We start from the raw sequence: 13,681 nt of genomic DNA, 5'->3' as shown, positions 1-13,681 counted from the left end.
CACAGCACCCGACGAGGAAATCACATGTCCATTGCAGAGCTTCAGCTTCCACCGTCCGCGCTTCACGGCAAGAAGCGCGTGTTGACCTCGGCCTTCGTCGGCACGACAGTCGAGTGGTACGACTTCTACCTTTATGGCACCGCCGCAGCGCTCATCTTCAACACACAGTTCTTTCCCGCCGGCTCAGACGTTGCTGGAACGCTCGGCGCCTTCGCCACGTTCGCCGTCGGCTTTCTCGCGCGTCCGGCGGGCGGCATCATCGCGGGACACCTCGGCGACCGTATCGGGCGCAAGTCACTTCTCGTGGTTTCGCTCATCACCATGGGCGCGGCATCCACCGCTATCGGACTGCTGCCTAACTACGCCACGATCGGCGTGTTCGCGGTGATCGGTCTCGTCCTACTTCGGCTGTTGCAGGGTCTGGCGTGCGGCGCGGAGTGGGGCGGATCAGCGCTGCTGTCAGTGGAGCACGCGCCCAGCCGACTTCGCGGCTTCTTCGGCAGCTTTACACAAGTCGGCTCAGCTGCTGGGATGCTTCTGGCGACCGGATCATTCGCCGTTGCGCAAGCGCTGACGACCGACGAACAATTTCAGGCGTTTGGCTGGCGACTACCCTTCCTCGCGAGCGCCGTGCTGGTCGTCGTGGGCATCTACATCCGGCTCGGCGTCGAAGACGCTCCGGCGTTTCGCAAACTCAAGGTCGAGAACCGCATTGCCAAGGCTCCCGTGTGGGAAGTGCTGCGCTACCACAAGCGAGCGCTATTGGTCACGATCGGGCTTCGGCTCGCGCAGCCGGCGCTCTTCGCGATCCTCGCCATCTACTTGATCAACTATCTTGCCGCCCGCCGCGACGACACAACCTCTGGTGTCACCGCCGTGCTCATCGGGTCTGCCGTCGGGCTCGCGTCCGGTCCGCTCTGGGGCTGGGCCTCCGACAAGTGGGGGCGCCGCAATATCGCACTCGTGGCCATCGCAGGCATCGGCCTGTTTATCTGGCCATTCTTCTGGTTCCTCGACAATGGGCCGCTCGCGTTGCTCCCGATCGCCATGCTGCTCGGGATGAACATCCTCCACGACGCGATCTACGGTCCGCAGGCCGCGTGGTTCGCCGAGCAGTTCCCCGTGCACGTCCGCTACACCGGAGTGTCGCTCGGCTGCCAGATCGGAACCGTCCTCTCCGGCGGCCTGACGCCGGTCATCGCCGCGTCGCTGCTGCTGGCCGGCAACAACACGCCCTGGCTGATCTGCGCCTACATCTCCGGCCTCGCCGTGTTGTCGTTCATCGCAGCCCTCGCTGCCAAAGACCCCGTGGGCGACCGCCTGCGAGACTCCGACGCCCATGACGAATTCGAGGTCGCACCGTGACAAAGCCCATCATGCTCAACGCCTTCGAGATGCTCGTGCCGGCTTTCCAGTCGCCCGGCCTGTGGCGGCATCCTGACGACCAGAGCAGCCGATACACCGAACTCGCGTATTGGGCAGAGCTCGCCCAGACGCTCGAGGACGGCGGGTTCACGGGGATCTTCCTCGCGGACATCCTCGGCCAGTACGACGTGTACGGCGGTAATGCGGATGCCGCCATGCGAGGCGGTGTGCAGTACCCGATTCTCGACCCCACACTCATCATCACGGCCATGGCAGCGTCGACGAAGCACATCGGCGTCGGCGTCACCGTGTCGACGACCTACGAGCACCCCTACCTGCTCGCGCGGCGGTTCAGCACGCTCGACCACTTCACGAACGGGCGCGTCGGCTGGAACATCGTCACCTCGTACCAGGACTCCGCGGCGCGCAACCTCGGGCTTGCCGGGCAGGAACCTCACGACAAGCGCTACGACCGTGCGGACGAGTACATGGATGTGGCGTACAAGCTCTGGGAGACCTCGATCGAAGACGACGCGATCGTCGCGGACCGCGAGAGCGGCGTCTTCGTCGACCCGAGCAAGGTGCACAAGATCGACCACGAGGGCGAATACTTCACTGTGCCGGGCCCGGCCCTCGCTCAGCCGTCCCCGCAGCGCACACCATTGCTGTTCCAAGCCGGCGCGTCACCACGCGGGCTCGCCTTCGCGGCGAAGCACGCCGAGGCGATCTTCTTCAACGGCTACTCCACGTCGATCGTTCGCGGCTGGGTGGACAAAGTGCGGGGTGATCTCGTTGCCGCTGGCCGCTCCGCCGACGCGGTGAAGATTTTCACCATGGCCACGGTGATCGTCGCTGAGACCGACGAAGCTGCTCAGGCGAAATACGAGGACTACCAGCAGTACGTCGACCCCGAGGCGGCGCTCGCGCTGTTCGGCGGATGGACCGGAGTCGACCTTGAAGGCGCTGAGCTTGATAGCCCCATCGAGCACGTGCAATCTGAGGCCCACCAGTCCGCATTGGCCACGTTTACGAAACTCGACCCTGATCGCGTGTGGACGATACGTGCTATGGCAAAGTTCATCAGCATCGGCGGGCGTGGCCCCGTCATCGTCGGGTCACCCCAGACCGTTGCCGACGAACTCGAGCGCTGGATGGTCGAGGCGGACGTCGACGGTTTCAACCTGTCAAGCGTCATTCGCCCAGGCGGCGAAGAGGACTTCGTCCGATTCGTCTCACCCGAGCTGAGGCGTCGAGGCCTCCTGCCCACGCCGGCCGAGGGCGCGACGTTCCGCGAGGCTGTGCTCGGCAAGGGCCCGCGCCTCGCCGATGATCACCGGGGAGCAAGCTTCCGCAAAGCGCGCGTTTAGCCGCCAGGCCCTGCGCCGGACCCGTCGGATTGCGCAAGGGCGCGAGCTTCCGGCTAGTCTGCGATCCTGTTTCGACGACGGATCTGCTTTGGCGCTTTGGTGCTGAGAAACGACTTTCCCGAATCGACGACGAAGCCCTGACGCAGTGCTTCGCGCCCGATGAGCATGCGGAAGCCCATCTCGTCCCGGCGTGACAGGGTCGTCTCGGCCGTGACGGTTCGGCCGGCGAGCTCGATGTCGAGCAGCACCACGATGCGGGACTGCACGTGCCCCGAGGAGCTGCGGATCTCGCGGCGATCGTGAATCGGGCACTCGACCGTGACGGCATCCGCCCCCGATCGCTGACGCGGGTGCACTTGGAAGCGAACACGGCTGTCGGGAAGCTCGACGACGTCGAACGCGTGCAGAGCAGAACTGCGCGCGCCCGTGTCGAGCTTGGCCTTGATCCATGGCACGCCGATTCCGGGCAGCGCAACCCATTCCCGCCACCCCACGAGGGTGTTTGAATGGATGCCGTCGGTCATTTCTCCATCTTCGCAGGGACGTCGGTGAAACTCGCTATTCTCTCGCGTGCTCCACACGCTTACTCCACCCGGCGGCTGCGTGCCGCCGCTCTCGATCGAGGGCACACCGTGAAGGTCCTCAACACGCTGCGCTTCGCGATCGACCTCTCGGGCGAGGAACCGGATCTGCAGTATCGCGGCCGACTGCTGAGCGACTACGACGCGATCCTGCCCCGCATCGGCAGCTCGATCACGTACTACGGCACGGCCGTCGTGCGGCAGTTCGAGCAGATGGACGTGTACACCCCGAACACGGCGAATGGCATCTCGAACGCGCGCGACAAGCTGCGGGCCAACCAGATCCTCTCGCGGCACAATATCGACATGCCGCCGACGACGTTCGTGCACAGCCGCGCCGACGTGAAGATGGCGATCGAGCAGGTGGGCGGAGCGCCCGTCGTGATCAAGCTGCTCGAGGGCACGCAGGGCATCGGCGTGATCCTCGCCCCCGAGGAGAAGGTCGCCCAGGCGATCATCGAGACGCTGCACTCGACGAAGCAGAACGTATTGATCCAGAGCTTCATCTCGGAGAGCCGCGGACGAGACATCCGCGCGCTCGTCGTCGGCGACCGCGTCGTCGCGGCGATGCGCCGGGTCGCGAAGGGCGATGAGTTCCGCTCGAACGTGCACCGCGGCGGAACCGTCGAGCCCGTGCAGCTCAGCCCCGAATTCGAGCAGGCCGCGGTGAAGTCGGCGCAGATCATGGGCCTGCGCGTCGCCGGCGTCGACATGCTCGAAGGCAATGAAGGACCGCTTGTGATGGAGGTCAACTCCTCCCCCGGGCTCGAGGGCATCGAGACAGCGACGGGGCTCGACGTGGCCGGCGCCATCATCGACTACATCAACAACCAGGTCGCGTTCCCCGAGATCGACGTGCGTCAGCGCCTGAGCGTCTCGACGGGCTACGGCGTCGCGGAACTGCTCGTGGGCGCGGGCTCCGAGCTCGTCGGCAAGAAGATGCGCGACTCAGGGCTCGGCGACCGCGACATCTCGGTGCTGACGCTGCACCGCGGCACGTCAGTCATTCCGAACCCGCGCGGCGGCCTCGAGCTCGAAGCGGGCGACCGGCTGCTGTGCTTCGGCAAGCTCGAGGAGATGCGCTCGATGATCCCCGCTCGCCGGCGCCGGCGGCAGAAGCTCCGCAAACTGCCGGCCGATGCGCTCGGCGAGTTGGAGCAGCAACAGGCCTGAGTGCGCAAGGCAAATAAGAGTGCCGCTTACTAACATTTTGTAGAGAAAGTGTTAGTAAGCTGGTTCTATGCACACGGATCTTGTGCCCGCCGAGGAAGAACCATCCGTGCCGATTGCCGCAGTCGGGTCGGAGCGTCACCTCTGGGCGCCAAGAATGACCGGCTATTACTCACGCAGTGAAATGCGCCAACAGAGCGGCGAATATCACTCCACCGTTCCCGCCCCCTTGGTCGACTGGCAACCTGTACTGTCGCCCTCGCTCAGCGCAGATGTCGAAGATGCCACCCGCGCGCTCCTCGACTTTGACCTGTACGCGCTCCGAATACTCAGCTCAAGCGATGCCGCCCTTGCCCCCATGTCGGCAATCCTCCTGCGAACCGAGAGTGCTTCGAGTTCACAAATCGAGAATGTCACCGCGAGCGCGCGGCAGCTGGCACTCGCCGAAATCAATGAGACCGACGCGACGAATGCGAGGTCTGTCGTCGGAAATGTGCATGCTATGGAAGCCGCGATGGCTTTGGCTGGCGGTGTCAGCCTCAACTCGATTCTGGCAATGCACAAAGCGCTCATGGAGCACGACTTCACGATGCGCATGCACGCCGGCAGCTTCCGCAACGAACTGGTCTGGATCGGACGGGGAAACGCAGGTCCCCTCGGCGCCGACTTCGTCGCGCCCCAACATGAGCACATTCCGGCAGCCCTCAGCGATCTCGTCACTTTCGTCAACCGCGACGACATTCCCGTGCTCGTGCAAGTGGCCACTGCACATGCTCAGTTCGAGACGATTCACCCGTTTGTGGACGGCAACGGGCGTACGGGGCGGGCCCTCGCTCACGCCATGCTGAAGAACAAGGGGCTCGTCTCGCATACGACAGTTCCGCTCTCGGCCGGCCTGCTCGCCGACACGGAAAGTTACTTCTCCGCTCTCGGAGCGTTCAGATCCGGGAACGCGGGCCCGATCATCGAGCGATTCGCGGAAGCTGCGCGCTTTGCCGCGGTTTCGGGACGACACCTCATCGATCGCCTAACTGCGGAGATTGATGCATCCCGGGGGGCCTTGGCCGGCGTAAGAGCCCATGCAGCGGCCTGGTCAGTACTCCCGCTGCTCGTTGGCCAGCCCGTGGTCACCTCCTCATTTCTCAAGTCCAAGCTCGGCCTCAACGACGCTACCGTCCAGCGAACCCTCGCATTGCTGAGCGACCGCGGCGTACTTCACGAAAGGACGGCGCGTCGGCGAAACCGAGTGTGGGAACACACGGGCATTCTCGCTGCACTCGATGAGTACGCCGAGACCGTCCGCCGCGGCACGCGAAACGCCTGATTGGACGTATCGCGCAATTCTCGCTGGGCCTCATTGAGCGCGTCCCGTACTCCGGTTATGACGCCGCTTGACAACCTCGCTGAATCGGTTTCAATGGCATGGCTCAAGACTAGAACGCCTGTCGAGTCATGGGCTTCGGACGCATCCTGCGCCACTGCTCCGTCACTCCGGATCGCGCGACCGACTCCAGAAGGCTGCGACGCGCTCCTGCGCTTCGTCCACGGTCAAACGTGCCACCTCATCCGGCGGCATTCCGACGTGATCCGTGAGCACCTGATACAGGTAATAGGGAATTCCGGGGCGATCAGGCATCCTCGTGGCGCGCTGAGGGAGCACCGAGTCTCGCACGCATGCCCAGAACTCGCTGTTCGTCACTTCCAGCTGCTCGCGCAGAATCGTCACCCACGTGAACGCCGGGTAATCGGTGCGATCCACTGGCTTCGAAATTCTCGTTCGGAGGATCCGACCGTCACCGAGCGGCAACTTGTACGTTCGGTGGTGCCGCACCGGCTTGCCGGCAGCACCGCGAACGAGCTCCCAGCCTTCGGTGGTGCAGAATGTGTCGTGATCTTCACGCGTCGCGGTGGGAAACTTCGCCATCAGCTGCGCAACCACGCCTTCAACTGCTCATCGCTGCTGAATCGCACGAGCTGAACGAGGCCCCAGTTCTCCTTGTGGTTGGCGGCTCCGGAGAAGTGCTCGTCGAAGTCCTCGGCATACTCGCGGAGCTCTTCCACGAGCCCGTCGATCGCGTCTTCGGCATCGGCGCCTTCCGCAATGAACGGACGTGAGTCCATCGAGGCCACCCACGTACCCGTGTCCTCCGCCTTTCCGACTCGGAGCCTCGGCTCGACGGTCTTCGCGAGGTAGTCGCGAAGACGCTCGACACTCGTGATGGCGAATCGTTCCCGGCTGCGAGCGACCGTGACGATGTGTCCGCGTTCGGCAGCGTCGAACACCGTCTTGAGGTGCTCGCGTGCCGAGGTGAAGCTGGGGTAGTCGAGTGCGTGCACGCCTCCATTGTCAGCCGACCAGGCATGTACGTCAAGGACACAACGTACTTATCCGGCGGCTCCCATTGCGAATCATGACGCCGCGCTTGGCGGCATCCGCTCTGCTGATTACCGTGGAGACACAACGCAGCGCACCATGCGAAGCCTCGCGCCCCTCTGGGGCATTGCCTGCGGACATCCCATAGAGGAGGAGTCCGCACGGACTCCGGAAGCGAGGAACCATGCGACGCAGCACCGACCACATCCTGACCAGCCACGCCGGCAGCCTGCCGCGCACGCCCGAGCTCATCGCCGCGAACGAGGCGCGCAGCTTCGCCGACGACGGCTTCACGCTCGAGTCGACGCCCGCGTTCGAGGGCCTGCTGCAGGATGCCGTGACCGACCTCGTCGCCCGGCAGAAGGCGCTCGGCATCGATGTGCCGAACGACGGCGAGTACGGCAAGGCCATGTCGAGCGCGGTCGACTACGGCGCGTGGTGGACGTATTCGTTCCAGCGCACGGGCGGGCTCGAGCTGACGGAGTTCAACCCGATCACGGCGGGTCCGGTGCGCAGCGAGCCGGGGAACGTGCGGCTCACGAGCTTCGCCGACCGCCGCGACTGGACGCGCTTCGCCGAGGCGTACCAGGACCCCACGAGCGGCATCGCGCTCGGCAAGAACGCGACCGCGTTCCCCACCGCGACGGGGCCGATCAGCTACACCGGGCACGACGCGATCGTGCGCGACGTCGCGAACCTCAAGGCCGCGCTGGCGGCATCCGATCTGTCGGAGGGGTTCATCACGGCGCTCTCGCCCGGTTCGGCGAGCCGCATCGGCAACGAGTACTACGCCACCGAGGAGGAGTTCATCTGGGCGTGGGCCGACGTGCTGCGCGAGGAGTACTTGGCGATCACGGATGCCGGCCTGATCGTGCAGATCGATGACCCGTCGATCGCCGAGAACTGGGACCAGGTGAACCCCGAGCCGAGCGTGGAGGACTACCTCGCGTTCACGCGCATCCGCGTGGAGGCGCTGAACCACGCGCTGCGCGGGATTCCGGAGGAGCAGGTGCGCTTCCACTTGTGTTGGGGCAGCTGGCACGGGCCGCACACGACGGACCTCGAGATGACGCACCTCGTCGACACGATGCTGTCGATAAACGCGGGCGGATACTCGTTCGAGGCCGCGAACGCGCGGCACGAGCACGAGTGGCGCGTGTGGGAGGACACGGCGCTGCCCGAGGGCAAGGTCATCATCCCGGGCATCGTGAGCCACGCGACGAACGTGGTCGAGCACCCCGAGCTCGTCGCCGAGCGCATCGAGCGGTTCGCGAGCGTCGTCGGCCGCGAGAACGTCATCGCGTCGACCGACTGCGGGCTCGGCGGCCGCATCCACCCGCAGATCGCGGTGGCGAAGCTCGACGCGCTCGGGCAGGGCGCCCGCATCGCGAGCGAGCGGCTCTGGAGGTAGCGCCGACTCACGGAAGCGCGATTATTTCTGCACTTTCACGCGACACGCCGAGTGTCGGATGCCGCTACCCGGCGTGTCGCGATGAATTGCAGAAATTACTCACCGAGGAGAGCTGAACGCCCTACAGCGCGCCCTTTCCGGACTCGCCGACGGGCAGCGGCTCGAGGCGGGTGACCTCCGTCGGCCGCGTGACCTTGCCCTCGAGCGACGCGTTGAGCTTCGCCACTGCTTCGCCCTCGCCGTGGGTGTCGAGCAGCTCCGCCGACTCCCACTTCTCGATCATGACGATCGTGCCGTCCGGGTGCTTGTGGATCGCGTAGAGCTCGCAGCCCGGCTCCTCGTGAACGGCCTCGATCGCAGGGACGAGCGCCTCGTACACGGCATCGTATTGACCGGGGGCCGGGTAGAAGACGGCGGTGACAACAACGGGATTCGACATGCTTCGAGCCTACCGAGTCGGCTGGCGCGGACGACCAAGCAGAGCTCTCAATCGGCCGGGGCGAACCTGTCGTACTCTCGCACGGCGCGCTCGAGGTCTGCAAGCTCCTGCTCGTTCGGCTCCTGCAGTGCCATGCGCGGCCAACCGGCGTGGACACCTTGCATTCGCAGGGCAGCCTTCATTCGCGCCATGTCGCCCTGCACGGTGTCGACGGCGTCATCGACGGCCGCCTGCGCATCCGCGAGATCGGTCTCCCCCGCGCCGATCTTCGCCGCGATGTCCGTGAAGGGCACCGGGAGCGTGGAGGCGATGCCCGAGATCACGCCCTGTGCGCCGTACTCGGCCACGCGAGCTATATCGCGATCGCTGCCCGTGTAGATGATGAATTCGTCGGGGACCACGGCGCGGTACTCAGCCAACCGTGACAGCGGCTCACCGCTCACCTTGGCGCCGACGATGTTCGGCAATCGTGAGATGGTTGCCATCGCATCCGCAGTTACGGTGTTTCCAGTTCGAGCCTGGAACACGTAGATATAGACGTCGAGCCCGGCCGAGGCGTCGGAGACCGCCGTGAAGAACCGCACCATCTCCGCATCCGTCACCGGAAGGTAATACGGCGTGATCACGGCGATCTCCGTCACACCCGCCGCACGTGCCTGATCGATCAATTGAAGAACCTCGTAGAGGCTCGCGGCACCCACGTGGATAATGCATCGCATCCCCGCGAGTTCCTCAACTGCCGCCTTCACGATTCGCCCGCGCTCCTCGAAGCCGAGCGAGACGAACTCGCCGGTGGTTCCGAGCACCAGGCCCCCCTGTACTCCGCTGCCGGCCGTCTTGCGGAAGATCTCCCGCGTACCGTCGAGGTTGAGCGCGCCGTCCTTATCGAATGCGATGGGCAGTGCGGTGATGATGTCAGGCTGGCTCACAGGCTTACTTTCCTTCGGTCTTGGTGTTGCTGTTGGTTGTCTCGTGCTCGAGTGGAGAATCGACCGCAGTCCGTGCCGCGGCGAGCTCCTTCTGGCGGCCGCGGATCCGGCTGTACAGTGTGCCGACAAACGCGAGGATTGCGAACACCAGAAGCACGAGGGCGATCGGGTTGGTGACGAATCCGGCGGGTCCATCGATGACAAGAGCCCGCCGGAGGTTCGACTCGGCGAGTGGGCCGAGCAGCAGACCGAGGACGACGGGACCGGCGGGGAATCCCGTGCGCTTCATCAAAACGCCGACAGCCCCGGCGCAGAGCATCACGACCACGGTGTTGATGTCGTTCGTCGTCGCGTACGTGCCGATGACACACAAGATGAGGACCGAGGCCCAGAGGTAATTACGAGGCAGGTCGAGGATCTTCACGAGTCCGCGGATGCGGAAGAGGTTCAGCCCGAGGCTGACGATCGTGGAGATGACCATGATTCCCGCGATACTCGCCACGAGCGCAGGCTGGCTTGCGAAGAGCTGCGGGCCAGGCTGCAGGCCCCAGATCAGCATGGACCCAAGCATGACAGCGTTGACGGAGTCGCCGGGGATGCCGAGAGCCATCGTCGTGGTGAGCGCGCCACCGAGGGTGGAAGTCGACGCCGAGTCCGCGGCGACGAGTCCCTCGTATGATCCATTGCCATACTGCTCGGGCTTCTTCGAGAGAGCCTTCGCACGGTCCCAGCCGATCAGGCCAGCGATGTCGCCGCCCGCAGCAGGAACGATGCCGACAATGGTGCCGATGATCGAGCCGATCACGAGCGGCTTCCCCATCTGCTTGTACTCCTGCTTGTTCGGCCACCAGCGGCCAAGGGAGGCGACCGGTTTGAGTCGCAGCTTAGAGTGGCTGAGCATCTGGTCAAAGACCTCGGCGATGCCGAACAGTCCGATGACCACAGCGATGAAGTCGAGCTTGTCGGCAAGCACGTCCAAGCCGAAGGTGAATCGCGCGTCGGCCGTAATCGGGTCATGCCCAATCGTCGCGAGGAACAGTCCGAAAAGGCCCGCGATGATGCCCTTGACGAGCGACTTCGACGAGATCGAGATCATCACCGTGAGACCGAGGACCACGAGCGCGAAGAATTCGTATGGCCCGAAGTTCAGGGCGAAGGACGCGATTGGGACCGCGGCCACCGAGAACACCACCATGCTCAGCAGAATCCCGATGGCAGCGGCGAAGCCGGAAATCACGAGAGCGAGACCGGCCTTGCCTTGCTTGGCCAGCGGATACCCATCGAAGGTCGTCGAGATCGCCGCCGGAGTTCCAGGCGTATTGACGAGAATCGCCGGTATGCGATCGCCGAAGTTGGCGCCGGTGTAGATGGAGAGAAGGACAGCGAGTCCCTGCACCGGAGACATTGTCAGTGTGAAGCCGGATGCAAGCGCGACCGCCATGGTGGCCGTGATGCCGGGGAACGCGCCGACCAGCATGCCGAGACCGATACCGACCGCCATTCCGAACAGCACGGTGGGGTCGAGCAGGGCGGTGAGCCCTTCAAGAACGGGGTTCATAGCGGCACCTTCAAGAGCGTGTGGAAGAGCAGGTAGATGAACGCCACAGTGGCGATCGGGTAGATGACCAAGGCCTTCCAGCCCCGACCGTCATAGACCCACATCAGGGCGACCAAGAGGATCACCGAGGGGACAACGAAGTTTCCGCTCAGCGTCCAGGCGACGATATAGAGCGCGGACAGTACGATCGTGCAGACCAGTCGAAGCCAGCCGCCGCGGTTCGTGACCTCGAGGTCCTCCCGGTCAAAGGGAGGACGGGTGAAGGCGATGACAGTGAGGAGCAGGGAGAGCCCGAGCGATATCCCACACATCAGCGTGGGCCACCACCGGGGGTCGATTCCTCCCGTCTCGGTACGCACTTCAATGAGCCGAGAGCCGATGATCCCCAGCACGCAGAGACCGACGAGCGAGAGCGCAATCACCCGTTCGAGCCAGCGGGAGGGCTTGGCTTGGAGAGCCGAGACCTCGCGCTCCATCTCCTCGACCATTGCGAGTTCTTCCGCGCTGATCCCCTCGGCCAGGCTCTCCGACCTCGTGACCTCGGGTGTCTCGGCCGGCCGGGACGGCCCCGCGGCTTTTGCCGCGGAGCCCTCTCGCTTATTACGTCGTAATTTCACTGATCATCACCTTCACCATGGGGGTGGTAATTGCGGGATCTTACTTCTCGAGGACTTCGCCGAAGCGCTCGTGCTCTTCGTTCACGAACTTGGTGAAGTCAGCGGCATCCTTGTAGACGACGACCGTGCCCGTCTTGCTGATCGGGTCCACGAAGTCGGGCGACTTGACGGCTTTCGCAATCGCGTCCTCCAGCGTCTTCGCAACATCATCCGGCAGACCCTTTGGTGCGTACAGGCCGCCCCAAGCACCGAAGTCGATGTCGTAGCCCTGTGACTTGGCCGTTGGGATGTCGGTGAAGACGGGGTGCGGGTCAGGGCTGAAGATCGCGAGCACGCGTAGCTGGCCATTCTCAACAGCCGCGTGGGTTTCGCCAGCGCCCGCGACAACGGCGTCGACCTTACCGCCTGACGCGGCGGTCACGGCCGGGGCTCCACCGTCAAACGGAACAGGCGTGAATTCAACGCCCCCGGCCTTGCCGAGGAGCTTGGTCGCGGCTTCCCACGACGACCCGGCACCGGAGTTGCTCACCGTGATCTTCTTGGTCTTGGCGGCCTCGACGAGGCTCTTCAGGTCCTTATATGGGCTGTCGGCCGGAACCGCGATGGTGCCCGGCTGGTTCATGATCTCGCCCAGCAGCTGCACGTCATCAGGAGAGACGTCATAGCCGAGGTGATCGAACATGGCCAGCTCAACGGGGGTGAACCCGATGTGGTAGCCGTCGGGCTTCAGGCCCGCGACGTACTTCACCGCGAGGGACCCGGAAGCGCCGGGACGGTTCTCGACGACGATGCTCGTGCCGAGCTCCTTCTCAAGGACCTTCGCGATGGTCCGCGAGGCGAGGTCGGAACCGCCACCCGGCGCGGCCTGGACCGTGAGGGTGATCGGCTTGTTCGGGTAGTCGGAGCCCGAGGCGGCCTTGCCTGAGTCTCCTCCGTTAGATGAACAGCCGACCAGCGCAGCGGCCATGCCGATGGTCGCTGTGACAGCAAGGGCGTGCTTGAACAAGCCCTTCTTGTTGCCATGGTGAAGTTTCACTTCTTTGCCTTTCTCTGGTGGTGCGTTGCATGATGCAAATGGTCGTGGATGAGCCGAGGGGGAAGGTCACCCATCAGCGGGAGTGGAGAGCCGTTCGTATGCCGCGATCATGCGATCACGGGCGCGATCTATGTGGTCGCCGGTTTCGGCGGCGACGCGCTCATCTCCGCTCCGAAGCATTGCGAGCAGTGAGTTGTGGTCTTCAGCCGACTGGTGAAGACGCTCGTCATGCCCGACCGCGGACTGAAGGATCGTGACGAGGATCGGCATGTATTGGTGCCACACGTCGGCGACACGACGGTTGCGGGAGATCGTGAAAAGCAGGTCGTGGAAGTCAACGTCGGCATCAGCGAACGCGGAATGGTCGTCGGCGATCGCTGCCTCTCGCATCCGCTCGACACACTCCTGCATTTGTGCGAACTGGTCGTCGGTAGCGTGGCGGACAACCGATTCGACGGCGAGGAGCTCGAGCGCCTTGCGCAGGTCGTACAAATGCGCGATGTCTTCGACGGTGAGGCCGATCACGTACGCGGCGCGCTTCTGCAACGCCACGAGACCTTCACGCTCCAATTGCTTGAGCGCATCGCGAATGGGTCCGCGGCTCACTTCGAAGCGACTGGCCAGTTCTTCTTCCACCAGGCGCATGCCATCAGGCAAGTCGCGGCGCAGGATCATTCCCCGCAGTCGCTGCGCGACTTGAGAGCCAAGGTTGGCGCGCTCGATTGTATCGGTGGAAACCACGTCGTTTCATCCCTGTCTGACGGCATTGTTAACCGTGAACAGAGAACAGTAAACAGATATCCGTCTAGCATGTCAAGAGGTCTCACTGTCGGG

Annotated in this window: 14 protein-coding genes; 5 read left to right on the top strand and 9 right to left on the bottom strand. The window is 64.3% G+C overall.

Features of this window, described 5'->3' with window-relative positions:
* Nucleotides 1–24: 24 nt before the first annotated feature.
* The gene (locus BLV49_RS06935) at nt 25–1,365 is read left to right on the top strand and encodes an MFS transporter (RefSeq protein ID WP_091181849.1); all 1,341 of its coding nucleotides are present in this window, start codon (nt 25–27) and stop codon (nt 1,363–1,365) included.
* A complete protein-coding gene (locus BLV49_RS06930) occupies nt 1,362–2,732 on the top strand; it encodes an LLM class flavin-dependent oxidoreductase (RefSeq protein WP_091181846.1) in 1,371 nt (456 codons plus the stop codon). Before BLV49_RS06935 ends, BLV49_RS06930 begins: the two co-directional genes overlap by 4 nt.
* Nucleotides 2,733–2,785: 53 nt before the next feature.
* Here BLV49_RS06930 and BLV49_RS06925 read toward each other — a convergent pair whose 3' ends face one another.
* Nucleotides 2,786–3,256, bottom strand: a complete 471-nt coding sequence (locus BLV49_RS06925; RefSeq protein ID WP_091181843.1) for an ATP-dependent zinc protease family protein — start codon at nt 3,254–3,256, stop codon at nt 2,786–2,788.
* A 24-nt stretch (nt 3,257–3,280) separates the two neighbouring features.
* On the opposite strand from BLV49_RS06925, the gene rimK reads away from it, so the two are divergent.
* Together rimK and BLV49_RS06915 are read left to right on the top strand one after the other, a co-directional pair.
* Nucleotides 3,281–4,486: a 30S ribosomal protein S6--L-glutamate ligase gene (rimK, locus tag BLV49_RS06920; RefSeq protein WP_091186908.1), complete on the top strand. Its 1,206-nt coding sequence runs from the start codon at nt 3,281–3,283 to the stop codon at nt 4,484–4,486.
* 67 nt (nt 4,487–4,553) lie between these two features.
* Nucleotides 4,554–5,807: a Fic family protein gene (locus tag BLV49_RS06915; RefSeq protein WP_176980755.1), complete on the top strand. Its 1,254-nt coding sequence runs from the start codon at nt 4,554–4,556 to the stop codon at nt 5,805–5,807.
* Nucleotides 5,808–5,969: 162 nt separating this feature from the next.
* Here the strand turns inward: BLV49_RS06915 and BLV49_RS06910 are convergent, their stop codons facing one another.
* Nucleotides 5,970–6,422 (bottom strand): cytotoxic translational repressor of toxin-antitoxin stability system, encoded by a 453-nt coding sequence (locus tag BLV49_RS06910; RefSeq protein ID WP_218132605.1) that lies wholly within the window; start codon nt 6,420–6,422, stop codon nt 5,970–5,972.
* Entirely contained in the window at nt 6,407–6,820 is a 414-nt protein-coding gene (locus BLV49_RS06905) for a hypothetical protein (RefSeq protein ID WP_091181837.1), read from the bottom strand. Before BLV49_RS06905 ends, BLV49_RS06910 begins: the two co-directional genes overlap by 16 nt.
* Nucleotides 6,821–7,041: 221 nt before the next feature.
* Between BLV49_RS06905 and BLV49_RS06900 the strand changes: the two genes are divergently transcribed.
* On the top strand, nt 7,042–8,268 hold the full coding sequence (locus BLV49_RS06900) for a cobalamin-independent methionine synthase II family protein (RefSeq protein WP_091181834.1): 1,227 nt from the start codon (nt 7,042–7,044) through the stop codon (nt 8,266–8,268).
* 121 nt (nt 8,269–8,389) lie between these two features.
* Here the strand turns inward: BLV49_RS06900 and BLV49_RS06895 are convergent, their stop codons facing one another.
* From BLV49_RS06895 to BLV49_RS06870, 6 genes are all read right to left on the bottom strand, one after another.
* The gene (locus BLV49_RS06895; RefSeq protein ID WP_091181831.1) at nt 8,390–8,707 is read right to left on the bottom strand and encodes a putative quinol monooxygenase; all 318 of its coding nucleotides are present in this window, start codon (nt 8,705–8,707) and stop codon (nt 8,390–8,392) included.
* 47 nt (nt 8,708–8,754) lie between these two features.
* Complete coding sequence (locus tag BLV49_RS06890; RefSeq protein WP_176980754.1) at nt 8,755–9,636, bottom strand: dihydrodipicolinate synthase family protein; 882 nt, start codon at nt 9,634–9,636, stop codon at nt 8,755–8,757.
* 4 nt (nt 9,637–9,640) lie between these two features.
* Entirely contained in the window at nt 9,641–11,194 is a 1,554-nt protein-coding gene (locus BLV49_RS06885) for a tripartite tricarboxylate transporter permease (protein ID WP_091181826.1), read from the bottom strand.
* Nucleotides 11,191–11,682 (bottom strand): tripartite tricarboxylate transporter TctB family protein, encoded by a 492-nt coding sequence (locus BLV49_RS06880; RefSeq protein ID WP_091181822.1) that lies wholly within the window; start codon nt 11,680–11,682, stop codon nt 11,191–11,193. The genes BLV49_RS06885 and BLV49_RS06880 overlap by 4 nt, the downstream gene beginning before the upstream one ends.
* Before the next feature lie 169 nt (nt 11,683–11,851).
* Nucleotides 11,852–12,847, bottom strand: a complete 996-nt coding sequence (locus BLV49_RS06875; protein WP_218132604.1) for a tripartite tricarboxylate transporter substrate binding protein — start codon at nt 12,845–12,847, stop codon at nt 11,852–11,854.
* A 66-nt stretch (nt 12,848–12,913) separates the two neighbouring features.
* Complete coding sequence (locus BLV49_RS06870; protein WP_176980753.1) at nt 12,914–13,588, bottom strand: GntR family transcriptional regulator; 675 nt, start codon at nt 13,586–13,588, stop codon at nt 12,914–12,916.
* Nucleotides 13,589–13,681: the final 93 nt, after the last annotated feature.

Origin of the sequence: Paramicrobacterium humi (assembly GCF_900105715.1) — a bacterium.
In the GTDB taxonomy this organism is placed as follows: Bacteria; Actinomycetota; Actinomycetes; order Actinomycetales; family Microbacteriaceae; genus Paramicrobacterium; species Paramicrobacterium humi.
Note: the sequence above shows the minus strand (reverse complement) of the source record. Positions and strands in the feature narration are given on the sequence as shown.

Bases quoted from the DNA above. Each gene is read 5' to 3' on its own strand.
- BLV49_RS06935 (WP_091181849.1), top strand. From the start codon at position 25: ATGTCCATTGCAGAGCTTCAGCTTCCACCGTCCGCGCTTCACGGCAAG.
- BLV49_RS06925 (WP_091181843.1), bottom strand. From the start codon at position 3,256: ATGACCGACGGCATCCATTCAAACACCCTCGTGGGGTGGCGGGAATGG.
- BLV49_RS06915 (WP_176980755.1), top strand. From the start codon at position 4,554: ATGCACACGGATCTTGTGCCCGCCGAGGAAGAACCATCCGTGCCGATT.
- BLV49_RS06900 (WP_091181834.1), top strand. From the start codon at position 7,042: ATGCGACGCAGCACCGACCACATCCTGACCAGCCACGCCGGCAGCCTG.
- BLV49_RS06895 (WP_091181831.1), bottom strand. From the start codon at position 8,707: ATGTCGAATCCCGTTGTTGTCACCGCCGTCTTCTACCCGGCCCCCGGT.
- BLV49_RS06885 (WP_091181826.1), bottom strand. From the start codon at position 11,194: ATGAACCCCGTTCTTGAAGGGCTCACCGCCCTGCTCGACCCCACCGTG.
- BLV49_RS06880 (WP_091181822.1), bottom strand. From the start codon at position 11,682: ATGGTCGAGGAGATGGAGCGCGAGGTCTCGGCTCTCCAAGCCAAGCCC.